This is a genomic window from Helicobacter suis HS1 (assembly GCF_026000295.1).
Lineage (GTDB): Bacteria > Campylobacterota > Campylobacteria > Campylobacterales > Helicobacteraceae > Helicobacter > Helicobacter suis.
The window spans coordinates 1,480,474-1,501,219 of the sequence record NZ_AP026769.1; the positions used below are offsets into that span (position 1 = coordinate 1,480,474).

21 protein-coding genes, 2 tRNA genes and 4 pseudogenes are annotated in these 20,746 nt (G+C 40.9%); 18 read left to right on the plus strand and 9 right to left on the minus strand.

The features are described 5' to 3' along the window. Position 1: 1 nt before the first annotated feature. The 4 genes from OO773_RS08170 to OO773_RS08185 all read right to left on the minus strand — a co-directional run bounded on the left by OO773_RS08170 (position 2) and on the right by OO773_RS08185 (position 2,597). Positions 2-697 (minus strand): efflux RND transporter periplasmic adaptor subunit, encoded by a 696-nt coding sequence (locus OO773_RS08170; RefSeq protein ID WP_006564424.1) that lies wholly within the window; start codon positions 695-697, stop codon positions 2-4. A gap of 9 nt (positions 698-706) precedes the next feature. Next, positions 707-1,954 (minus strand): TolC family protein, encoded by a 1,248-nt coding sequence (locus OO773_RS08175; RefSeq protein ID WP_006564423.1) that lies wholly within the window; start codon positions 1,952-1,954, stop codon positions 707-709. Positions 1,955-2,135: 181 nt separating this feature from the next. After that, positions 2,136-2,212: transfer RNA gene (locus OO773_RS08180), tRNA-Arg, on the minus strand. A 67-nt stretch (positions 2,213-2,279) separates the two neighbouring features. Next, positions 2,280-2,597, minus strand: coding sequence for an HU family DNA-binding protein (locus tag OO773_RS08185; RefSeq protein ID WP_006564422.1), 318 nt, complete (start codon positions 2,595-2,597; stop codon positions 2,280-2,282). Positions 2,598-2,810: 213 nt separating this feature from the next. Between OO773_RS08185 and OO773_RS08190 the strand changes: the two genes are divergently transcribed. Genes OO773_RS08190 through corA form a run of 3 tightly spaced genes read left to right on the plus strand, consistent with a single transcriptional unit; the run spans position 2,811 to position 5,986 of the window. Beyond that, positions 2,811-3,806 (plus strand): type I glyceraldehyde-3-phosphate dehydrogenase, encoded by a 996-nt coding sequence (locus OO773_RS08190; protein WP_006564421.1) that lies wholly within the window; start codon positions 2,811-2,813, stop codon positions 3,804-3,806. Next, a complete protein-coding gene (locus tag OO773_RS08195; RefSeq protein WP_006564420.1) occupies positions 3,800-5,017 on the plus strand; it encodes a phosphoglycerate kinase in 1,218 nt (405 codons plus the stop codon). Before OO773_RS08190 ends, OO773_RS08195 begins: the two co-directional genes overlap by 7 nt. 9 nt (positions 5,018-5,026) lie before the next feature. Further along, a complete protein-coding gene (gene corA, locus OO773_RS08200; protein ID WP_006564419.1) occupies positions 5,027-5,986 on the plus strand; it encodes a magnesium/cobalt transporter CorA in 960 nt (319 codons plus the stop codon). On the opposite strand, the gene OO773_RS08205 is transcribed toward corA, so the two are convergent. From OO773_RS08205 to OO773_RS08215, 3 genes are read right to left on the minus strand one after another with little or no spacing between them, the layout of a single operon-like run. Next, entirely contained in the window at positions 5,981-6,514 is a 534-nt protein-coding gene (locus OO773_RS08205) for a PepSY domain-containing protein (protein WP_006564418.1), read from the minus strand. The two genes, corA and OO773_RS08205, sit on opposite strands and share 6 nt — an antisense overlap. After that, positions 6,511-7,680, minus strand: a complete 1,170-nt coding sequence (locus OO773_RS08210) for a glutathionylspermidine synthase family protein (RefSeq protein ID WP_040499193.1) — start codon at positions 7,678-7,680, stop codon at positions 6,511-6,513. The genes OO773_RS08205 and OO773_RS08210 overlap by 4 nt, the downstream gene beginning before the upstream one ends. Before the next feature lie 14 nt (positions 7,681-7,694). Continuing rightward, positions 7,695-8,438, minus strand: a complete 744-nt coding sequence (locus OO773_RS08215) for a UPF0323 family lipoprotein (RefSeq protein ID WP_006564416.1) — start codon at positions 8,436-8,438, stop codon at positions 7,695-7,697. Between the two features lie 62 nt (positions 8,439-8,500). Here OO773_RS08215 and OO773_RS08220 point away from each other — a divergent pair, with 62 nt between their 5' ends. Continuing rightward, a complete protein-coding gene (locus OO773_RS08220; RefSeq protein ID WP_006564415.1) occupies positions 8,501-9,085 on the plus strand; it encodes a ribonuclease HII in 585 nt (194 codons plus the stop codon). Here OO773_RS08220 and OO773_RS08225 read toward each other — a convergent pair. Next, the gene (locus OO773_RS08225; RefSeq protein ID WP_050780195.1) at positions 9,059-9,817 is read right to left on the minus strand and encodes a sulfite exporter TauE/SafE family protein; all 759 of its coding nucleotides are present in this window, start codon (positions 9,815-9,817) and stop codon (positions 9,059-9,061) included. The genes OO773_RS08220 and OO773_RS08225 overlap by 27 nt on opposite strands. Positions 9,818-10,063: 246 nt before the next feature. On the opposite strand from OO773_RS08225, the gene OO773_RS08230 reads away from it, so the two are divergent. From OO773_RS08230 to OO773_RS08250, 5 genes and pseudogenes are all read left to right on the plus strand, one after another. Then, positions 10,064-10,216 carry a beta/alpha barrel domain-containing protein gene (locus tag OO773_RS08230; protein WP_264828532.1) on the plus strand — a complete coding sequence of 51 codons (153 nt, stop codon included), beginning with the start codon at positions 10,064-10,066 and terminating at the stop codon, positions 10,214-10,216. After that, positions 10,212-11,029: pseudogene (locus OO773_RS08235) on the plus strand (FtsW/RodA/SpoVE family cell cycle protein); the annotation flags it as partial. The gene OO773_RS08230 and the pseudogene OO773_RS08235, both read left to right, overlap by 5 nt. Beyond that, positions 10,991-11,067, plus strand: a tRNA-Ile gene (locus tag OO773_RS08240). The pseudogene OO773_RS08235 and the gene OO773_RS08240, both read left to right, overlap by 39 nt. Before the next feature lie 19 nt (positions 11,068-11,086). Then, on the plus strand, positions 11,087-11,719 hold the full coding sequence (gene rpe / locus OO773_RS08245) for a ribulose-phosphate 3-epimerase (RefSeq protein WP_034376926.1): 633 nt from the start codon (positions 11,087-11,089) through the stop codon (positions 11,717-11,719). A gap of 60 nt (positions 11,720-11,779) precedes the next feature. Beyond that, positions 11,780-12,388, plus strand: coding sequence for an exonuclease domain-containing protein (locus OO773_RS08250; RefSeq protein ID WP_231102794.1), 609 nt, complete (start codon positions 11,780-11,782; stop codon positions 12,386-12,388). A gap of 15 nt (positions 12,389-12,403) precedes the next feature. Here the strand turns inward: OO773_RS08250 and OO773_RS09875 are convergent. Further along, positions 12,404-13,537, minus strand: a pseudogene (locus OO773_RS09875) (methyl-accepting chemotaxis protein); the annotation flags it as partial. Positions 13,538-13,566: 29 nt separating this feature from the next. Here OO773_RS09875 and OO773_RS08265 point away from each other — a divergent pair. From OO773_RS08265 to OO773_RS08305, 9 genes and pseudogenes are all read left to right on the plus strand, one after another. Beyond that, positions 13,567-13,761 (plus strand): annotated as a pseudogene (locus OO773_RS08265) (Ni/Fe hydrogenase); the annotation flags it as partial. 240 nt (positions 13,762-14,001) lie between these two features. Further along, positions 14,002-15,171, plus strand: a complete 1,170-nt coding sequence (locus OO773_RS08270) for a hydrogenase small subunit (RefSeq protein WP_006564411.1) — start codon at positions 14,002-14,004, stop codon at positions 15,169-15,171. A 42-nt stretch (positions 15,172-15,213) separates the two neighbouring features. Next, positions 15,214-15,507: a putative quinol monooxygenase gene (locus OO773_RS08275; protein WP_264828534.1), complete on the plus strand. Its 294-nt coding sequence runs from the start codon at positions 15,214-15,216 to the stop codon at positions 15,505-15,507. Continuing rightward, positions 15,461-15,916 (plus strand): annotated as a pseudogene (locus OO773_RS08280) (nickel-dependent hydrogenase large subunit); the annotation flags it as partial. The gene OO773_RS08275 and the pseudogene OO773_RS08280, both read left to right, overlap by 47 nt. Before the next feature lie 11 nt (positions 15,917-15,927). Beyond that, positions 15,928-16,260 (plus strand): cyclophilin-like fold protein, encoded by a 333-nt coding sequence (locus OO773_RS08285; protein WP_264828535.1) that lies wholly within the window; start codon positions 15,928-15,930, stop codon positions 16,258-16,260. Between the two features lie 42 nt (positions 16,261-16,302). Beyond that, positions 16,303-18,051: a nickel-dependent hydrogenase large subunit gene (locus OO773_RS08290; RefSeq protein WP_006564409.1), complete on the plus strand. Its 1,749-nt coding sequence runs from the start codon at positions 16,303-16,305 to the stop codon at positions 18,049-18,051. Next, complete coding sequence (gene cybH / locus OO773_RS08295) at positions 18,038-18,712, plus strand: Ni/Fe-hydrogenase, b-type cytochrome subunit (RefSeq protein ID WP_006564408.1); 675 nt, start codon at positions 18,038-18,040, stop codon at positions 18,710-18,712. The genes OO773_RS08290 and cybH overlap by 14 nt, the downstream gene beginning before the upstream one ends. Beyond that, positions 18,708-19,241: a HyaD/HybD family hydrogenase maturation endopeptidase gene (locus OO773_RS08300; protein WP_264828742.1), complete on the plus strand. Its 534-nt coding sequence runs from the start codon at positions 18,708-18,710 to the stop codon at positions 19,239-19,241. The genes cybH and OO773_RS08300 overlap by 5 nt, the downstream gene beginning before the upstream one ends. Continuing rightward, on the plus strand, positions 19,238-20,743 hold the full coding sequence (locus OO773_RS08305) for a hypothetical protein (protein ID WP_006565210.1): 1,506 nt from the start codon (positions 19,238-19,240) through the stop codon (positions 20,741-20,743). Before OO773_RS08300 ends, OO773_RS08305 begins: the two co-directional genes overlap by 4 nt. Positions 20,744-20,746: the final 3 nt, after the last annotated feature.

A 20,746-nucleotide genomic window follows, 5' to 3' on the forward strand; every position in this document is an offset into this window, starting at 1 on the left:
GCTACTGGATAAATCCATCCCCAAAAGTGCCCGGTACAAGAGAACTATTAGCCGGCAAAAGCGCCTCAGCGCTTACCTTACGGGTACTTGCATCAATAGTAGGATAAATTTTAGTGATGCGTACGCGTCTTTTTTCGGGTTTGCCATCAATGCTATAAACAAATACATCTCCAACTTTTACTTCGGGCAAGTATTTAGAATCAAATTGCAAGACAATTTTAGATCGATGGCTAACTAGTCTAAATAACACCGTACTATTAGCGCTCATTCCATTGCCTAACTCAATGTTTTTACTGGCAATCACCCCATCAAAGGGCGCTCTTAAAATTGTCTTTTCTACGATTGAATCAGCATAATCGCGATCAAACCCTAATTTCTTATAATTAGAATAATAACTGTCTAAGGTGTTTCTATCAATGGCTCTTCCAATTTTTTGGTAGCGCTCATATTGTTTTTGGGCAAAGTCATACTGCTGGATAATGGAAGCAACTTGGGATCTTTTATCCCTATTGTATAAAGTTAAGAGAATATCCCCTTTTTTGACCTTACTGCCCACATCTACATAGATCGCATTTACAATCCCTGCAGAATCTAAAGTTAAATTAGCATCTTGAAGGGCAAGTACATCAAAAACGGCATACACTTCTTTAGCACTAAGTCCTATCACCAATGAAAAGATCATTAAAAGTATTTTCATCTTTCTCCCTTAGCGTACATAATTTTGGATTTCATGCCCACTATAAAAAATATAGTTAGCCTTTTGCATTTCGTAGTTATTTAGCGATTGGTTATAAACCACTTCTGCATCAAAACGAGTCCTTAAAGCCCTAAGATAGGTGGTAAAATCCACCAAATTAGCCGCATACCTTCTTTTAATACTATCATAGGAAATGGTGGCTGATTTTAAACTAGCCTCTGAACTGCGGATTCGATCCACAGCCATGTATATAGATCTGCGGTAAAGCTCTTCATCTTTTTGTTGCTCCATTTTTTTATACATGAGGGTTTTTTCCTGTGATAGTTGATTTAAGCGTACATATTGTTTTTGTAAACTCAATCCAATATCGCTTAAAATATTCAAACTAACCACAATCCCTACAGTGTTTTGTTGTTGTGGGAACAAGTTTCCAAATCTATTATCCTTACCACGGGCAAATGCCGGTTTTTGGATATAGTATTGCCAGTCATCATTAATATCCACTGTAGGGTAGTAGTTGAGTGCCTTATTTTGATAACTAATTGCTGTGATTTGTTCTCTAAGGGCGCGCAAATCTGCTCGTTCCCTGAGTGCAAAAGAGGGCTGAAGAAGAGTAGTACGGCGCAAAGAGTGGATTTTGCTATTAGTCAAATATTCTAAAGTCAAGCGGTTTTGCTCAATAGAAAACTGTATATTAGTAATATCATTCTCACTTAACGCGCTTTGTGCTTTAGCACTCTCTAATTCATCAATGGCTACCAAACCTTGATCATACAAACGCCTAATACGCTTGAGATTGAATTGTAGCTCGGCTAATCTTTCCTTATAGGCCACTAGTTGTGCCATGTTATTGAAATATTGGTAATACTGCTGTACCACTTGCAAATAAATGCTTTGCTTGGTGTATTCCATATTAGCACTACTAGAACGGTAAGAAGCCGCTTGTTGTCTAACGCCATTAACATCGCTAAAACCATTAAACAAATTTAAGGTTAGTTTCGTGTCGAGTAACTGCATACTATAGTTAGGATAAAAAGGCGTGTTTCTGTTGCGGTGGTTAAAGGTATAACTGCCGCTTAAAGTTGGCAAAAACTTAGCTTTAGCAATGGCGTGGTTTTTAAGCGCTTGTGCTACCTGCAGCCTTGCGGCTTGGAGTGAGTAGTTGTTATTGGCATTTTTAATTAAATCTGCCAAACTTAGCGCATTCCCCTCCGTAGAAGCAAAATTATGATCCTCTAGCCTTTCTAATCGTTTCAAATTGAGGTTAAAATCTTCTTCAGGCTGAGGTTGATACCCTTGGAGCTCTAAAGCCTGCAGGTGCAGACAAGTCAAGCAAGCTAAAAGAGCCCCCCATGCTCTCTTTTTATATGAATGTAAACTCATCGCAAACTCCATACTATGTTGTTGTCTAAATTGCTGTAATTATTAAATATTAATGTGGTGTCCTTGGCGGGATTTGAACCCACGGCCTTACGATTAGGAATCATACGCTCTATCCAACTGAGCTACAAGGACCCTTCATAAGACTAACCAAATGGCCTAAAGTTGTAGAAAGCACAACTCTAGGGGATAAAACTTAAATTTACTTTTTCTTACTAGACTTTGTACCTTTGCTAGATTTTTCAGAAGATACAATGTCTTTTAAGACCTTGCCGGGCTTAAATTTAGGCACCATTTTATCTTTAGTCATATAAGTTTTATCACTCCCGGGTACTTTCCCACTCTTGCCCTTTTGTAAAGCCACTTCAAATTTACCAAACCCCACTAATTCCACACTTTCATGGGTGCTAAGGGCTTTTTGTACGGCTCTAACAAACCCATCTAGGGCAAATTCTGCATCTTTTCTGCTATCAAAGGACCCTGCCTCTTTCATCAATTCTACAAACTCTGCTTTTTTCATTTATAATCCTTTCAAGTTGTTCTGTATTGGGTGCAAGGAGGGGGCATTATACTACAAAAACCCAAAAAACCCATAAATCTACGCTAATCCACACTCCATTAAAAATTGAGAATATAAATTACACCTCTACCTATTAAAAATAGGCACAGACTTAAGAGCCCTACAAGCTAGCTATTTGTATGATAATTTTTAGTTAAATTACAAGGGGCATGGGTGTTACAAGTTGCAATCAATGGAACAGGTCGGATTGGTTTGTGTGTGAGTCGCATCCTCGGGGCGCGTACAGATGTAGAACTTGTCGCCCTTAATTCTACCTGTGATACCCCTACTTTAATCCACCTTTTGCGTTTTGATTCTTTGCACAGACCCTCACTACCTATAGAAATGCTGGATACAGATTATATACGCATTGGAAGCCAACAGGTGCGTGTTTTGCATGAAAGAGATCCGGCTAAACTCAATTTTAACCCCGCTACCCTTGTTTTAGAATGCACAGGAAAGTTTAACGATCTAGAACTTTCTAAAGTCCATCTTAAAAATGGGGTAAAACAAGTGATTATCTCTGCTCCGGCTAAGAATACGCCTACCTTTGTTTATGGAGTTAACCACACAAATTATACTGGCCAATCTGTTATCTCTAATGCCTCTTGTACCACTAACGCCCTCGCGCCTCTCTTGCATGTTTTAGATAGCCAATTTGGTTTAGAACATGCTCTCATGACTACGATTCATAGCTACACTAACGATCAAAATCTACTAGATTCTAAACATAAAGACCTACGCCGTGCCCGTGCCGCAGCGCTTAATATTATCCCTACTACTACGGGTGTGAGTAAGGCCGTTGCGCTTATTTTACCCCACCTTAAAGATAAGATCAGCGGTTTAGCCTTGCGTGTGCCTACTCCAGATGTCAGCCTTGTAGATTTAAGTTTTGATACCCGCCTAGACTTAGATTTAGAAACTCTGCATGCTTGTTTGCAAGAGGCTACTCAAGGCGATTTAAAAGGCATTTTAGGTATTGATTCAGACAAACGGGTTTCTAGCGATTTTATCGGCTCACCCTTAAGTGCTATCTACATTCCCGATCAAAGTTTAGTTTTAGGAAAACATCATGGCAAAATTCTAGCTTGGTATGATAATGAAATGGGTTATAGCCATAGATTAGTGGATTTAGCCCTATATATTCATTCTAAAGGAAGCGTATGCTAGCTGGTATTAAGAAAATGCAAGAGGTGCTAGGGATTCAAGATGTAAATTTACAAGATAAAAGGGTGCTTATCCGCGTAGATTTTAATGTCCCTCTGGATAAAAACTTAAATATCACAGAAGATACTAGAATGCGCGAGAGTATCCCCACGATCAACTATTGCATGGATAATGGGGCAAAATCAGTTGTTTTAGTAGGGCATCTAGGACGCCCTGAGGCTAAGGTAGAAGGACAAAAAGAGGAGAGATTTTCCTTTAGCCACCTACTTAAACGACTCGAACGGCTTTTAAATAAGGAAGTGTTATTTGCCAATTCACCCAAAGAGGCTAAGCAACTCTTAGAGACTCAAGATCACCCCATTATCTTAGTGGAGAATCTGCGTTTTTATAAAGGCGAAAAGAATAACGATCCGGAGTTTTCAAAGAAATTAGCTGCTTTGTGTGATATTTATGTTAACGACGCCTTTGGCACAAGTCATCGCAAACACGCTAGTACTTACGGCATCGCTGCCTTTGTGCCCCTTAAAGTAGCCGGCTTTTTGCTTAAAAAAGAGATCAATTCCTTTGCTAAGGCTTTGGCTAATCCTTTAAGACCCGTGCTTTTGATCGTAGGCGGGGCTAAGGTGAGCTCTAAACTCACCCTTTTACACAACATTTTAGAGCGGGTGGATAAGATTATCATCGGTGGGGCGATGAGCAATACCTTTTTAAAAGCGCTGGGGTATGATATGCAGGCCTCTTTGGTGGAGGAGGATTTAATTAATGAGGCTTTAGGGGTTTTAAAGAAGGCAAAAGAGAGAGGGGTGCGGGTTTATCTACCTGTAGATGTGGTGAGTAGTACGCATTTAGAACACACCGATCAAGTACAAATCACCCCCGCGCAAGATATTGCGCTTAATCATATGGTTGTAGACATAGGCCCAGCTACTTCTAAGCTTTTTTCTTTAGTGATCCAACAAAGCCAGACCATTATTTGGAATGGGCCACTTGGGGTTTATGAAGTACCGCTTTTTAGTAGAGGGTCTTTTCAAATCGCCCATAGCATTTCTAATACTTACGCCTATTCTTTAATAGGTGGGGGCGATACGATTGATGTTTTAACCCGTGCGGGTTATAAAGATAGCGTGAGTTTTATCTCCACCGGTGGGGGGGCAAGTTTGGAACTTTTAGAGGGCAAAATTTTAGTTGCCTTTGAGGTGCTTGATCGCAAATAGGAGGCGGACATGGTTAATGTCTTTGCTAAAAACAATAATTTAGTAGAAGTCCATGTCTTTAGCAGTTTTGCTACCCTTTCTTTAGAGGAGAGCAATATTTTATGGTTTGAACTCATCAACCCCACCCAAGCAGAATTAGAGTGCATTATCCAAAATTACTCCCTACACATCTATAAGCGCGAGGATTTAGAAAAAAGTACCATGACTAAGTACTGGGAAAACAGTACTTCTATTATGATCAACACCTTTTTTATCCACAAAGATAGCCCCCTAGCCTTCCACACAGAGGCCATCACTTATCTATTAACCGAAAATATTTTATTTACGATCTATGAGGGCAGTTTGCCCATTTTTGAAGATGTACAAAAGCGCATTTTAGCTAGCCCTAAAAAGTTTCAAGATGGCTTTGATATTCTGGCTAAAATTTTAGAACTCTACTTTGAAAAGGGGGCAGATTGTTTAGAGGAGGTAAATCGCGAAACTAGCGCTTTGCGAAAACACATTGTTTTAGAGCAGGAGGAACTTGACCACGAGGATATTTTAATCACCCTCTCCTTTTTGCAAGAATTTACTATGGAGCTGCGCGACTCGCTCTTTGATAAACGGCGCATCATCACCACCCTACTTAAAAGTAACAAAGTAGATAGCGAGACCAAGAAAGACTTTACTATTATCTTGAAAGATTTTAACTCTTTAGTGGACTTTAGCACGGCTAATCTCAACGCCTTAGATAATATCCAAAATCTTTTCACCTCACAGGTTAATGTGGAGCAAAATAAAATCATTAAGCTCTTTACAGTGGCTACTATGGCGATGATGCCCCCTACTCTAATTGGTACGATCTATGGAATGAATTTTGAAGTGATGCCAGAATTGCGTTGGGAATTTGGCTATCCTATGGCGATTGTGGCAATGGTGATCTCTACGATCTTGCCCATTCTTTACTTTAAAAAGAAAGGCTGGCTATAGCGATTCTACAATCAAGAGAGCTAACACCACACAACCTAAAATAAAGGCGGTGGCAATCCCTTTTAAATTTTTGTATTTTAAAGCCATTAAAAGCCCGCTGGCATAAAACAAACATAAAAACACCCCAAAGGCAAAGCCCAAAACCACAAGAGCTTTACCCGCCCTACCCTTATGGATTTGCATAAGCACCCCTAAAAAATTGCGCTTAATGCTTGTAATGGTGCTAGTGTTGCCCTGAGAACTTAAATTGATTTCATAGCCAGCCGTGCCAATAATCAAAGCTTCTCTGCGCTTTCTAGGCTCAATTTTAGAGGGCAGGGGGATTTTATTTTGTTTAAGAAAATTAAGCAGAAAATCTAATTCTTGTTTAGCAGAAACAAAGGGTACTTGCCATTTTTTAATCTCCGCCCCGCTCTCTGACTTAACCCCTAAAAAGAAGGCAAGCCCACTGATGACAAATAGCAAAGCCATAGGCAAAAAAAACATACTGGTGTGTATATGAAAAAGGCGCGCCCATTTAGTACTCATAAAATAATATGGCTCACAAACTTAGAAAAATTATCCATCACCAACCCGCCTTTTCTAAAGCCAAGCCCGCAAGGTTCAAAGGCATAAAAAACATTGGGTTGGTAATATTCTTGTCCGGCTTTATTTAGCTCGTAGTACTCTTGATACACGGGTTTATGATTGCCATAAGCCCCCTCACTTTTGTGTAGCACCTGCAAATTTGCATCTAGAATTTCTACATTAGCCCCCTCTCTGCCAAAGGCAACTTTTTTAACCTGTTTTTTATGCAAAGGCTCGTAGCTAGCCTCTAGTAATAAAGGGTGGTTAGGGTAGCGATCCCAAAGCAGTTTTAAAAAGCGTTTGCTTTGGAAGAGCAAAGTATAAGCGGGGTTTAAGAAAATCGCCTTTTGATTTTCCATAATGCTTTGCATGAGCATGGCCAACTCCGGTTCATCAATAGCGATATTTTCCCAAGGCACTAACTTAAATAAAAACTCGTAATTCACTCCCTCAAAAAACACCCCTTCAGTGGCGTTAAACTGCACCAAATCTATATAAGTAAACTGGGTTTGAAACCCGGCACTTCTAGCTGCATCCTCTAAAAATTTGACGGTGCGTTCCTCCTCGCTACTGCCCCGTATACTAGAAAAAAGAATCTTCCAGCCCTCATACATGGATTCAAAACCGCTAGTATCCTCGCTTAAAGTAACTAGCCGCTTAAAATTTTGCACCAAAGCCTCATGGATATTATTAAACTGCAAATCCTCATTATAGCCATTGTGTTTGAGCAAAGCCCATTGCACCACCGCGCTCTCGTATAACATAGTCGGGGTATCGGCGTTAAATTCAAGCAACTTAATAGGTTTGCCATCTAGTCCCCCCGCTAAATCAAACCGCCCATAAATATGCCAGTGAATATCATCTTCCCAGCTCTGTCTAATCAAAGGCACGATGCTATTTGGAATATCTAGCTCAAAAAAGCGCTCCTGATCGATCACCATTTGGGCCGTCTCTACAAACATATTATAGAGCTCCTCGCAGGCCTCATAGTAAGCATCTGCTTCCTTTTGGCTGATACTAATTAAATCATTACTAATATAAGGGCTTTTATCCGGATCTGTGTGCCAATCAAGCCCAATTTCTTCTAAAACTTCTTGAGTGAGAGGTTCTAAAGTTTTAATGCGCATGGGTATCCTTTCTCTTAAGAAACAGCGCTAGAGTGGCTATGTGAGCCAAAAAAGCCACTGCGGTTTTGTGAAGGGCTTTGTGAGGGGCTAGTACTATGTGTGCTTTGGGGCGCAGCAGAAGGCGTAGTAGAGGGAGTATGTGGGCTAGAGCTAGCAGGACTAGTACTAGGGCTTTGGTTAAAAAACCCGCTGCGATTTGTAGAAGGCGCAATTGCATTTGAGCCTCTTCCAAAACTATTCTGGCTTCTTTGGTAGGCCTGTGGAGAGGTGTAATTTCTCTGCGCATTCTGGTTGTAATTAGGGTTGTTAAACAGCTTATTACCAATATAACTCCCCAAAATAGCCCCCGCTGCAGAGCCTAGTATTGCCGCGCCTATACCAAGCCCTGAGCCTCCTCCCTCACTAGGGGGCTTAGTTAGCTGGCTATTGCCCTTATCAATTTTAACCTCCTCCTCTTTGATGAATTTTTGAATCTCCTCATCGCTAAGCATCCTCTCCTTGCCCTGCAAATCCCGCACCACTACGCGCGTTTTATCGCTAGGATACTCCTCAGCCACTTTATAACTCTTATCTGCCTGCTCTTGTAAAATCACAAATGCGCCTTTTTTAATGGGCGTGGTATTGCTTGTTTTTTCGGTTGGCTTTTCTTTTTCTTGGTTATTATCTGAGCCCTTACAACCCACCAAAGCCACAACAACCACAGCGCTTAGCCCCCCAACAATAGCATAATCTGAAATTTTCCTAAAGGGTTTTTGCATGGAATATCCTTAGTTAAATAAAACTCCATGATAGCATGTTTTATAAAACTAAGGAATTTTTAATGATCTTAGGCATAGACGAGGCGGGGCGGGGGTGTTTGTGTGGATCGCTATTTGTAGCAGGGGTAGGCTGCACAGCAGAGATAGCCGCTTTTTTTAATAAGCAAGGGCTTAAGGAGAGCAAACAGCTAAAGCGAGAAAAGCGTTTTGAGTTTGCAAAACAGATTCAAGAACACAGAGAGGTTTTAAGCCTTGTGGTGGCTAAAAGCGCGCTAGAAATTGATACTAAAGGTTTGAGTGTGTGTGTGCAAGAGGCTATTACACAAATTGTTTTACGGTTTCCCCACATCTTACATGTAAAACTAGACGGTAATACACTTTTTCATCTCCACTTTAGCCATCTAAGATACTTTGAAGCAATCATTAAGGGCGATTGTCAAATTACCCAAATTGCTATGGCCTCTATTTTAGCTAAGGCCGCTAAAGACAAGGAAATGCTAGCCTTAGATAAAGCTTATCCGGCCTATGGCTTTGTGCGGCACTGTGGGTATGGTACTCAAGAACACCGCAAAGCTATTACGCATTTAGGCTATTTAAAAGAACACCGCAAGAGTTTTAAACTAAAGCCACTTATAGATAGAAACTAAAATAGAGAGGGTGTAAACAGAGATGAGTAATCGTCTATGCCAGATAGAGGGTATTAAAGGAACAAGCTTAACCCCAAGCATGACACCTAAAACACTCCCCACCCCCACCAAAAGCCCCCAACGCATGTTTTGTAAATGCAACAAACCCTGATGACTTAATGAAAAAACCCCACTAACAGAGGAGAAAACAACAAAAAATAAACTCAAAGGTACGCTTTGTTTGGGGCTTAAATTTAAATAGCGGGAGAGAAGCGGGACCATCAAAACCCCCCCGCCAATACCAAGACTGATAGCAAAAATCCCGGTGAGTGCTCCAATCCAAAGGAGGTTGAATTTATCCTTATTGGTTAAATCTTGTAGTTGACTCTCTTGAGAATTTTGCGATGATCCTAAAATAAAGCGCAGGAGTGAATAAAGAGTAACAAGGATAAAAAGGCCTAAAAGGATTTTGTGGGGGACATGGGTTAGAATCAAACCGCTAAAACTTGAGCCAACGAGTCCACCAAGCCCTACATAAAGCCCAACAGACATATTTAAAAGCCCTTTTTTAAAATTAGCCACACTCCCCACTACAGAAGAAAGAGCCATTTGTAAAACAGAAATCCCTACAGCGCTTGCATACGAATGGCCTAAAAAGAGCATTGTTGGTACAATTACCATTCCTCCACCAATGCCAAAAAATCCGGATAACACGCCCGTAAAAACCCCCACCAGTAAAAATAAAAGAGACATAAGATCAATATTTTAACATTCCCCTAGACATTCACCTCATGGTAGATAATCCCCTATTTTGCATTGATCTTTATAGTAGCCTTAGACCACGCTATGTTACCATTACTTTGATTTTTTGCTTTTGTTTTTTATACTCCCTCTTATGGGCTTGTCTTTTGTCCTAGTTTATGCGGGATAAGCCTACCTACAGCCTAAACACTATGCGGGCTAGAGTATATCTTAGATGATTTAGATTTAGTGCTGTTTATGAGTGTTAATCCGGGCTTTGGCGGACAAAAATTTCTCCCTCTTATACTCAAGAAGATCACCCACTTTAAACAGCGCTTTCCCCACTATACCGGCAAAATTGAAGTAGACGGGGGGATTAATGCGGATAATGCAAAAGACTTATGGCAGTGAACCGGTAAAAATTGCTATTTTGCTACTTTTAGCCCATTTAATTAAAACCCCGCCTTAGCTTTAAAAGAATTGCGCAAATCATGATCTCTATTCATTTTTATACCCCTCTTAAACCCTATCTTAATTTGCCGGCACTAACCGGATTTGGGTACGGCTCTAGTAATTTTAATGATGGGTTTTGGGGTACTCTTTTTAGTAGGGGTTCACCCTAAAATTTGGATCACCCTAGCTCTATTTTTTACTATCGCCTCCCCTCTTATTTATAGCTCTTTACATGATTACCAAAAAAAGCGCCTCCATGACTTTATTGCTGAAAAGCCTAATTACCATGTGCGCCAATCCATTATCGCCATTGGTTCGGGTGGGTTACTAGGTAAATCTAAAGAGCAATCCACCCAAGCTAAATTAAAGTTTCTGCCCATTGCCACTAGCGATTTTATTTTTGCCTATTTTGTAGAAAGATTTGGCTTTTTGGGCGCTTTTATACTTCTAGCCTTTTATATGGGTTTTATCTTGCATTTTTTATCCTATTTTGGTAGCGATCCTAAAGATCGATTTTTACAGACCATTACCGGAGGGATTGCCATTTTACTCTTTGTCTATACAAGTATTGATATTGCCATGACTTTAGGTTTAGCCCCTGTAGTAGGCCTACCCCTCCCGCTTTTAAGTTATGGAGGGAGTAGTTTTATTACCTTTATCGCCCTCTTTGCTATCTTTGAAAATCTCCTTGCTTTTAAATTTGGTTTTGGTTATAATCGCCCTCTTAGGCGTGGATTCTTAGCTCAGTTGGTCAGAGCATTCGGCTCATAACCGATTGGTCGTAGGTTCGAACCCTACAGAATCCACCACTTTTGGTATAATTTTCCTATGGAAATAGCAGCCAGTATTCTAAGCGCGGATTTTATGGATTTAAAGCAGAGCATCACACGCGTACATGGCGTGGATCTCTTGCATGTAGATGTGATGGATGGGCATTTTGTGCCTAATCTTACCTTTGGCCCTTGTGTGCTTAAAAATTTAGATCAATATTTTAACATTCCCCTAGACATTCACCTCATGGTAGATAATCCCCTATTTTGCATTGATCTTTATAGTAGCCTTAGACCACGCTATGTTACCATTCATTTAGAAAGTATCCCCCATATCCATAAAACGATTCATTACATTAAAAGTTTGGGTTTTAAAGCCGGGATAAGCCTAAATCCAGCCACTCCCCTATGCGGGCTAGAGTATATCTTAGATGATTTAGATTTAGTGCTGTTTATGAGTGTTAATCCGGGCTTTGGCGGACAAAAATTTCTCCCTCTTATACTCAAGAAGATCACCCACTTTAAACAGCGCTTTCCCCACTATACCGGCAAAATTGAAGTAGACGGGGGGATTAATGCGGATAATGCAAAAGACTTATGGGCTTGTGGGGCTCATGTGCTTGTGGTTGGGAGTTATTTATTTAGCCATGAAAACCCCGCCTTAGCTTTAAAAGAATTGCGCAAATCATGATCTCTATTCATTTTTATACCCCTCTTAAACCCTATCTTAATTTGCCGGCACTTTGCTAGCATGGGCGATCACCCCCTTAAACCATGTTTTTCAGAGCCTTACTACCAATCGCTTTATTGCTTTGTAGACATTGAAACCACCGGATCTAAGCCTGAAAACTCTAGTATGATTGAAATTGCTGCTTTGCTTTATGAACCGCCTAAAAATCCAATGCATAAGGGGCAAATTATCCGGAGTTTTTCTAGTCTAATCCACTGCTTAGAAGTCCCCCCAAAAATTACAGAACTCACCGGCCTTAGCACAGACGATCTTAAAGAAGCGCCCCCTTTAGAAGCTGTATTACAAGATTTTAAACTCTTCATTCAAGATCATATTTTTGTCGCCCACAATGCAGATTTTGATTTTCATTTTATTAGTGCATGTTGTGTGCAAGTTTTAGATAGCGCCTTGTCTAATGCCAAACTTTGCACGCTTAATTTAGCTAGAAAATGCATTCCTAGCCCTAGACACGGCCTTCAATTTCTCAACACATTTTTAGGGTTAGATATTCCTATTTCTCATAGAGCTTATGCCGATGCGCTCGCCTCTTTGCGCGTCTTTGAACATTGCCTGCGCGTACTGCCCCAAGAAATTTATACAGCCCAAGATCTCTTAGATTATGGCACTTAAAAAGGCTTAACTGTTTTATTTTTTAATATCCATTCCTTTAGCAACGCGATCGTTAGCCTCTTTAATTTTATCCATCAAAACCTTACTTTGCTGGGAAAGCTCCACTGTTTTATCCGAAGCTTCCATTCCAGCAGTAATATGCCCCACTACTTGGGAAGTGACTTCACGAATAGAGCCAATGATAGCACCAATCTCAGCTAGAGATTTTTGTGTGCGCTCGGCTAATTTTCTCACCTCATCAGCCACCACCGCAAACCCGCGCCCATGCTCGCCCGCTCTAGCCGCTTCAATAGCAGCATTAAGGGCTAATAAGTTGGTTTGTTCGGCAATATCTTTAATGGTCTGGGTGATTGAAGAAATAGACTCAGATTGTGATGCAAGGTTATCTACTAAATTTGTACTACTTCTCATAGTATCAGCCACACTTTGGATATTGGCTAAAGTCTTTTCTACCATTTCACTCCCATCGCTAGTGAGTTGTTGGTTTTCCTTGATGAGGTTTAAAGTCATGGCTAATTTATTTTCAATGCTATTCTCTTTACTAGTTACATCATGGGCGATTTTAATGATCTTATACACCCTGCCACCTTTATCAAAAACAGGGTTATAAGTGGCTTCTAAGTACACTTTTTTACCGCTTTTGGTTATACGCTCAAAGGTGGATTTTAAAAACTCCCCCCGACGCAACCTATCTTGGCCAGCTTTATAGCTAGGTTGTTTGACCAATTCAGGATCGCAAAACATAGCGTGGTATTTTCCCTTAATTTCATTAAGAGTATAGCCCATGACTTTTAAGAAATTTTCATTAGCGTTAATGACATTAAAATCCGTGTCAAACTCAATAATAACCATTGAACGATCAACAGCATCATAAATAGCTTTTAAATCGCTGCGTTCTAAAATTACATCAGTAACATCTGCAGCAAATTTTAAAATCTTATAAAGTTTACCCTGTACATCTACTACAGGCGTATAACTTGCTTCTAGATAAATGGCTTTACCGCTCTTAGTTAAGCGCTCAAAAATGCCTTGTATGTGTTGCCCCGATCTAAGAGTATTCCAGAATTTGAGATATTCAGGAGACTTTACATATTCTGGATAACAGAAAATTTCATGGGATTTTCCCTTAACTTCTTCTAAGGAATAACCCGTTAATTTTAAAAAGTTAGCATTGGCATTGGGAACATATGAGCCCTTTTGAAGAGCCTATTTCTAATCGCCTCATCACCCCACTTACCAGTGCCTTTGGTGGGTTAGGGGCAGATAAAGTAGCTGATAGCGTGGGTATTGTGGCCTTAAGTGCGGCTGGTATTGGCATTGCCATGCACGCTCTACTCTCTAATTTTTCTAAAGATAAAAATGAGCAAGCTTAGAGAGCAAAAATGCTTGGATAAGATTTAGGGGTTTAAGTCTCATGCTTTTAACAGGGTTTACTCTCCAAGCAGAGCCCATTTTTAACATTTTTGAATTAGGCGTAAAAAGCGCGGAGAGAAGTCTATATGTTGCAGTGGGTAGAAATAACATTACCCAATCTGTTTTAAAAGATAAAGCAACACTTGGAATGTATTTGGTGCAAGAAAAGACAAACCCCTATCTTCAAACAAAGGGATATCATGCAATCCCATAGTAGACTTTTTAAAACTATATCTACCCGTTTAAATCGCCTAACTTCTTTAAATGCCCATAACGAGCATAAAAATATCCATGCAGAACTTACCAAAAAAGGGCTTAGTCGGCGCGATTTTATGAAATGGGCAGGAGCGATGACAGCTACTTTAGCCTTGCCTGCAAGCTTTACCCCTCTAACGGCTAAGGCTGTGGAAGTGGCCAATCGCATGCCTGTTATTTGGTTGCACATGGCTGAGTGTACCGGTTGTAGTGAGAGTTTACTTAGAAGCGAAGATCCTAGCATTGATAGCATCATCTTTGATTACATCAATTTAGAATACCACGAAACAATCATGGTAGCTAGCGGTTATCAAGCCGATCACAGCCTAGAACAAGCCATTACTAAACACAAGGGCAATTATATTTTAATGGTAGAGGGAGGCATTCCACAAGGCACTGAGTACTTTTTAACTGTGGGAGCAGAGGGGCGTACAGGAGCAGAGGAGTGCCGCAGGGCTGCAAAGTATGCTAAAGCTATTTTAGCTATTGGGACTTGCTCAAGCTTTGGGGGTGTGCAGGCGGCCTATCCTAATCCTTCTAACGCACAGCCTCTAAGTAAAATCATTGATAAACCTATTATCAATGTGCCCGGTTGCCCTCCTAGTGAAAAAAACATCGTAGGTTGTGTGCTTTATTTGCTCATGTTTGGGACTGCTCCACGCCTAGATGCTTATAACCGCCCCACTTGGGCCTATGGACGCCGTATCCATGATTTATGCGAACGGCGGGGGCATTTTGATGCCGGCGAGTTTGTACAACACTTTGGCGATGAAAACGCTAAAAATGGCTTTTGTCTTTATAAAATGGGTTGTAAAGGACCTTATACTTTTAATAACTGCTCTAAACTGCGCTTTAACTCACACACTAACTGGCCTATTGGCGCTGGGCATGGATGCATTGGCTGCTCTGAGCCTAATTTTTGGGATACTATGAGCCCTTTTGAAGAGCCTATTTCTAATCGCCTCATCACCCCACTTACCAGTGCCTTTGGTGGGTTAGGGGCAGATAAAGTAGCTGATAGCGTGGGTATTGTGGCCTTAAGTGCGGCTGGTATTGGCATTGCCATGCACGCTCTACTCTCTAATTTTTCTAAAGATAAAAATGAGCAAGCTTAGAGAGCAAAAATGCTTGGATAAGATTTAGGGGGTTTAAGTCTCATGCTTTTAACAGGGTTTACTCTCCAAGCAGAGCCCATTTTTAACATTTTTGAATTAGGCGTAAAAAGCGCGGAGAGAAGTCTATATGTTGCAGTGGGTAGAAATAACATTACCCAATCTGTTTTAAAAGATAAAGCAACACTTGGAATGTATTTGGTGCAAGAAAAGACAAACCCAAATAAGACTTATATGTTTGAAGTTTATGCCAATCAAAAGGGGTATCAAGAACATCTCAAATCAGAACAGGCTTTCTCACTATTTAAAACTTTTGGCTATCCAAAGAGAAGCGGCTAAAATGACGGCTATTTTTGGGGCCAAACAACCCCACCCGCAAAGTTTAACCGTGGGCGGAATCACCTCTGTAATGGATGTGCTAGATCCAACTAGACTTGGTGAGTGGAAAAGCAAGTTTGAAACGGTTAAGGATTTTGTAGAACGGGCTTATTATGCAGATATTGTCATGGCAGCGGGTAGTTTTAATAAAGAGCAAAGTGTGCTAAAGGGTTGTGGGCTTAAAAATTTTATCGCCCATGAAGAAATCCTCTTGAGCAAAGGCAAGTATCTTTTAAGCTCGGGGGTGGTGCTTAATGGCGATTTGAATACACTCCATAAAATTGATGAGAAATTGATCAAAGAGGAGGTAACCCATTCGTGGTATCAATATGAGGGTAAAGAAATCCAGTTACACCCCTATGATGGCAAATTAAAATCACAATGGGTCAGCAAAGCTTACACGCCACACTAGAGGATAACTCCGCTACCCGTGCCTTAATTGCTAAAATGCCCTTTACAGTGCGCATGCAAAATCTATATGGCCGGGAACTAGTCCATCGCTTAGGGGCTAGGGCTTTGCCTACAGGAAAGTTACGCCATGATGCTTGCAAGGTAGGCGATTTGATTTATTGGCCACCTCAAGGAAGTTTAGTGATTTTATACAAGCAAAATGGCGAGATTTTTGAGCGCCAGCAACTAGGGCACATTGAGCAAGATGTGTCTACACTAGGGAGAATAAAAGATATTGAAGTAACTTTTAGTGTGGAACCGTGAGAAAAAAGGCTTACGCAAAAATTTATCATAAAGGAGGCTTAAATGGCTAAAAAAATCATTGTTGATCCAATCACCCGTATTGAGGGGCATTTGCGTATTGAGGTGGTGGTAGACGATCATAATGTAATCACCGATGCCTTCTCTTCCTCCACGCTTTTTAGAGGCCTTGAAACCATCATTAAAAACCGCGATCCACGCGATGCGGGTTTCATTGCCCAGCGTATTTGTGGGGTTTGTACTTACTCACACTATAAGGCTGGGGTGAGTGCGGTAGAAGACGCTCTGGGCATTGTGCCCCCTTTGAATGCACAACTAGTTAGAAGCATGATGAATATCGCGCTACTACTCCATGACCATGTGGTACATTTCTATACCCTGCATGGCCTAGATTGGTGCGATCTACTCAGCGCTCTAAAGGCCGATCCTAAAAAAGCCAGCCAAATAGCTTTCCACTATAGCGATTATCCTTTAGGCACAGGAGCAGACGAGCTTAAAGAGGTGCAAAAACGGGTGGGTGATTTTGCTAAACAGGGCGCACTTGGGCCCTTTAATAATGGCTATTATGGGCATGCTACTTATCACTTTAGCCCCGAGCAAAACCTCATCGTGCTTTCTCACTATTTAAAACTTTTGGCTATCCAAAGAGAAGCGGCTAAAATGACGGCTATTTTTGGGGCCAAACAACCCCACCCGCAAAGTTTAACCGTGGGCGGAATCACCTCTGTAATGGATGTGCTAGATCCAACTAGACTTGGTGAGTGGAAAAGCAAGTTTGAAACGGTTAAGGATTTTGTAGAACGGGCTTATTATGCAGATATTGTCATGGCAGCGGGTAGTTTTAATAAAGAGCAAAGTGTGCTAAAGGGTTGTGGGCTTAAAAATTTTATCGCCCATGAAGAAATCCTCTTGAGCAAAGGCAAGTATCTTTTAAGCTCGGGGGTGGTGCTTAATGGCGATTTGAATACACTCCATAAAATTGATGAGAAATTGATCAAAGAGGAGGTAACCCATTCGTGGTATCAATATGAGGGTAAAGAAATCCAGTTACACCCCTATGATGGCCAAACTAACCCGCACTACACCGGTTTTAAAGACGGGCAAAGTGTGGGCATGGACGGTAAAATGGTAAATAGCAAGGTGCTTGATACGCAAAATAAATACTCTTGGATCAAATCCCCCCGCTATAACGGCCTACCTATGGAAGTGGGGCCTTTAGCCTCTTTAGTAGTGGGTTTAGCGGCTAAAAATCCCCACACCACTAAAGTCGCCCAGCAGTTTTTAAAAGACACCCATCTTCCCATAGAGGCCATTTTTAGCACGCTAGGGCGTACAGCCGCGCGTTGTTTGGAATCTAAAATTTTGGTAGAAAATGGCCTACAAACCCTTAATTCTCTAGTAGAAAATCTCAAATCTGATCAAAGCACATGCGCGCCCTATTACATTGATAAAAACAAGGAATACCAGGGGCGCTATATCGGGCAAGTGCCCCGCGGCATGCTAAGCCACTGGGTGCGCATTAAAAACGGGGTAGTGGCTAATTATCAAGCGGTCGTACCCTCTACTTGGAATGGAGGCGCTAGAGATAGCAAAGGCCAAAAGGGACCATATGAAATGAGTTTGATTGGCACTAAAATTGCTAATCTCACTCAGCCCCTAGAGATTATCCGCACTATCCACTCTTTTGATCCATGCATTGCCTGCTCAGTACACATGATAGATACACAGGGCACAGATTTAGGCGATTTTAAAGTTGAACCTAGTTTTTTAAGGGGAGCCCATGGCAGAGTCTGAATACCACGCAGTAAAAGAATTTTCTGGTTTAGTGCGCTTGTTTCACTGGGGACGGGCTTTGGCGATCTTTTTGCTCTTGCCCACAGGATTTTACATTGCCTACCCCTTTTTACAACCCAGCGCTAGTGTTTATCACGATATGTATTTTTTACAGGCCTATATCCGTAGTTTCCATGAGATGTTAGGCTTTTTCCTCATCGCCCTATCCCTCTTTCGCTTTTACCTCTTTTTCTTTGATAAAAAAAGCCGGAATGAGCGCGCTTCTATCCGGTATGTGGGGCGTCTTAGTGCATGGATTGATCAACTTAAAGTGTACTTTTGGATTGGTAAACCCAAACACGCTAAGAGTACTTATAACCCCTTGCAATTTGTGGCCTACTTTGGTTTGTGTGTGCTACTTGTCATTATTTCTTTAAGCGGCATTGTACTTTATTATAATGTCTATCATAATGGCTTAGGCGAAATACTTGGACATAGCTTTAAATGGTTTGAAGTGCTTTGTGGCGGGCTTTCTAATGTGCGTTATATCCACCATTTAGCCACATGGGGGATTTTGCTTTTTATCCCTATCCATGTTTATATGGTATTTTACAATTCAGTCAAATTCCCAAATGGGGGCGCGGATTCTATCATCTCTGGTATCCGCTATGTGAAAGATTGATCTGAAAATTTTAGTTCTTGGCATTGGCAATATTTTACTAGGCGATGAGGGGGTGGGGGTGCATTTATGCCATTTTTTAAAACATAACTATCATTTTAATCCTCCCATTGATTGCCTTGATGGCGGTACGCTTGCCCAAGCGCTTATCCCTTTTATTGTGGAGTATGAGCGCGTACTTCTTTTAGACTGCGTAGATGTTAAAGACGCGCAAGTAGGCGAGGTGTTTTGTTTTGATTTTAATGATCTCCCTGAAAATATTTCTTGGGCGGGTAGTGCACACGAGGTAGAGATGCTGCAGACCCTTAAACTCACCGCCCTTGTAGGAGATCTGCCCCCCACAACCATTATTGGCCTCATACCTTCTCTAGCCCTAGAAACCACCTTTGAGCTCTCAAATGCCCTTCTTAAAGGAACGCAGATCGCTTTGCAAAAAGCTTTAGAAATTTTAAAAAGCTGGGGCGTACAAGCACAATTAAAGCCTAAGCCTTTGGATTTGCAAGAGTTAGCCTATTTGTCTTATAAATTATGACCTTTGCCTTCTGCTTCGTCGTATTAGATACTTCTCTTTTAGGAATTTTTGATCGCTTTTTAGCTTTCCACGCCTCCACACTTTGCCTTCCCTATGCCTCTATTTTGCAAGATAAAAACTACTCTTTTTATATCAAAGCTACAGAGAATAAAGCCCAAGATTTTGCTACTTTGCTTAGCCAAAGACTACCCGCCTCTTTAGGTTTTAGTTTTGTTAAAGTAGAGGCGCTTAATTTAGAATGCAAATGGCAAAGTGAAAAACCTTTAGAGCCAAAAATAGATGTATTAAAATGGCAGGCTTCTTTAGAGGGGGAGGTTTGGGAGGGCGCTATTTTGCATTTGAACTATCAAGGCGTGCCTTGTGCATTAAGCGATCTTAAGCCCACTTTTTCAGAGATCGCACACACTCTTAAGCAAGGCCAAGAGGTGTGTTTTTCTACTTGCAGGGGAATTAAAGCCTTAAGCCTAAAACCAAGTAGGCGGGTTATGTTTGCTGATTTAAATAGTTTGCTTAGTCTTACGCGTATAGATAAAACAAGCGCACAGACTCTAGCTAGCTATGAAAAACCTAGTATGTGGGTCTGCCCTAAAGAGATTTTTAAACAAGAGCTCTTATTAGCACAAAGCGATCAAATCTTAGCCAGTTTACCCTTTGATCCTTTGCTTGGCCTCTTAGGGAAATTTTTACACGCGTTAGAAATGCCCTATATTTTTATACATGAGAGTGAAAAAGAGGCGCATTTAAGCTATCAATGTTTAGATGTTTATCCTAAAGATCTGAACATCACCCCCTCTAAAAAAGGCGTTATTCTTTGGCATGGACAACACAGCTTAAAGCATGCCATGCAGGCCTTAGAAAAAGAGCGCCATGTACTGATCCATCTTAGTTTTAAAGAGCCTAGTTGTTTTTGGATTAAAGAAGGGAATTATAAGTATCTTTTAACCTTCCAGATAGATACTTCACTCCCCTCTATTTTAAAACGCATCCAACAAGAGCCTAAGGGTGCTTCACTCTATAAAAACTACAAAAAAGAGTTTAAAGCCCTGTGTGAGACACTCGAACAAATTCCCCCCTCAGAGCCTAGTGAAAACCTATTAGATCTTTTAGGGGTGCTTTCTCAGATTTTAGGTTTAAGCCCTTTGAATGATAGTGCGCTTGTCTTTGAACATGCTAGAGCTTTTTTACGCCATAAGGGCCCGCGTATTGATTTTAAGATCATAGAGCGCTACAAAAAGCTTTATTTAGACGATCTAGCCCCCCTAAAAACGGCCATGAGTTTTCATTTAGCTGGGGTAGAAGATGCAACTTTATGCTTTGGAGTGCTTGATTCTTTAGCTGAGTTTTTGGGCAATTTTATTTATGATACTTATCTTAATTTTAGTGTGAATCGGGTGTGTTTGTGTGGCGATGTGTTTTTAGAAAAGGTGTTTTTAGATTTATGCGTGGGCTATTTTCCTAAGGAATGTACTTACCTATGGCCTCCCTTTGAAAATCCATGTTAGAAT

Coding starts and splice junctions, on each gene's coding strand:
- OO773_RS08170 (WP_006564424.1), bottom strand. CDS start 697: ATGAAAATACTTTTAATGATCTTTTCATTGGTGATAGGACTTAGTGCT.
- OO773_RS08185 (WP_006564422.1), bottom strand. CDS start 2,597: ATGAAAAAAGCAGAGTTTGTAGAATTGATGAAAGAGGCAGGGTCCTTT.
- OO773_RS08195 (WP_006564420.1), top strand. CDS start 3,800: ATGCTAGCTGGTATTAAGAAAATGCAAGAGGTGCTAGGGATTCAAGAT.
- corA (WP_006564419.1), top strand. CDS start 5,027: ATGGTTAATGTCTTTGCTAAAAACAATAATTTAGTAGAAGTCCATGTC.
- OO773_RS08205 (WP_006564418.1), bottom strand. CDS start 6,514: ATGAGTACTAAATGGGCGCGCCTTTTTCATATACACACCAGTATGTTT.
- OO773_RS08210 (WP_040499193.1), bottom strand. CDS start 7,680: ATGCGCATTAAAACTTTAGAACCTCTCACTCAAGAAGTTTTAGAAGAA.
- OO773_RS08215 (WP_006564416.1), bottom strand. CDS start 8,438: ATGCAAAAACCCTTTAGGAAAATTTCAGATTATGCTATTGTTGGGGGG.
- OO773_RS08220 (WP_006564415.1), top strand. CDS start 8,501: ATGATCTTAGGCATAGACGAGGCGGGGCGGGGGTGTTTGTGTGGATCG.
- OO773_RS08225 (WP_050780195.1), bottom strand. CDS start 9,817: ATGTCTCTTTTATTTTTACTGGTGGGGGTTTTTACGGGCGTGTTATCC.
- OO773_RS08230 (WP_264828532.1), top strand. CDS start 10,064: ATGAGTGTTAATCCGGGCTTTGGCGGACAAAAATTTCTCCCTCTTATA.
- rpe (WP_034376926.1), top strand. CDS start 11,087: ATGGAAATAGCAGCCAGTATTCTAAGCGCGGATTTTATGGATTTAAAG.
- OO773_RS08250 (WP_231102794.1), top strand. CDS start 11,780: ATGGGCGATCACCCCCTTAAACCATGTTTTTCAGAGCCTTACTACCAA.
- OO773_RS08270 (WP_006564411.1), top strand. CDS start 14,002: ATGCAATCCCATAGTAGACTTTTTAAAACTATATCTACCCGTTTAAAT.
- OO773_RS08275 (WP_264828534.1), top strand. CDS start 15,214: ATGCTTTTAACAGGGTTTACTCTCCAAGCAGAGCCCATTTTTAACATT.
- OO773_RS08285 (WP_264828535.1), top strand. CDS start 15,928: ATGGGTCAGCAAAGCTTACACGCCACACTAGAGGATAACTCCGCTACC.
- OO773_RS08290 (WP_006564409.1), top strand. CDS start 16,303: ATGGCTAAAAAAATCATTGTTGATCCAATCACCCGTATTGAGGGGCAT.
- cybH (WP_006564408.1), top strand. CDS start 18,038: ATGGCAGAGTCTGAATACCACGCAGTAAAAGAATTTTCTGGTTTAGTG.
- OO773_RS08305 (WP_006565210.1), top strand. CDS start 19,238: ATGACCTTTGCCTTCTGCTTCGTCGTATTAGATACTTCTCTTTTAGGA.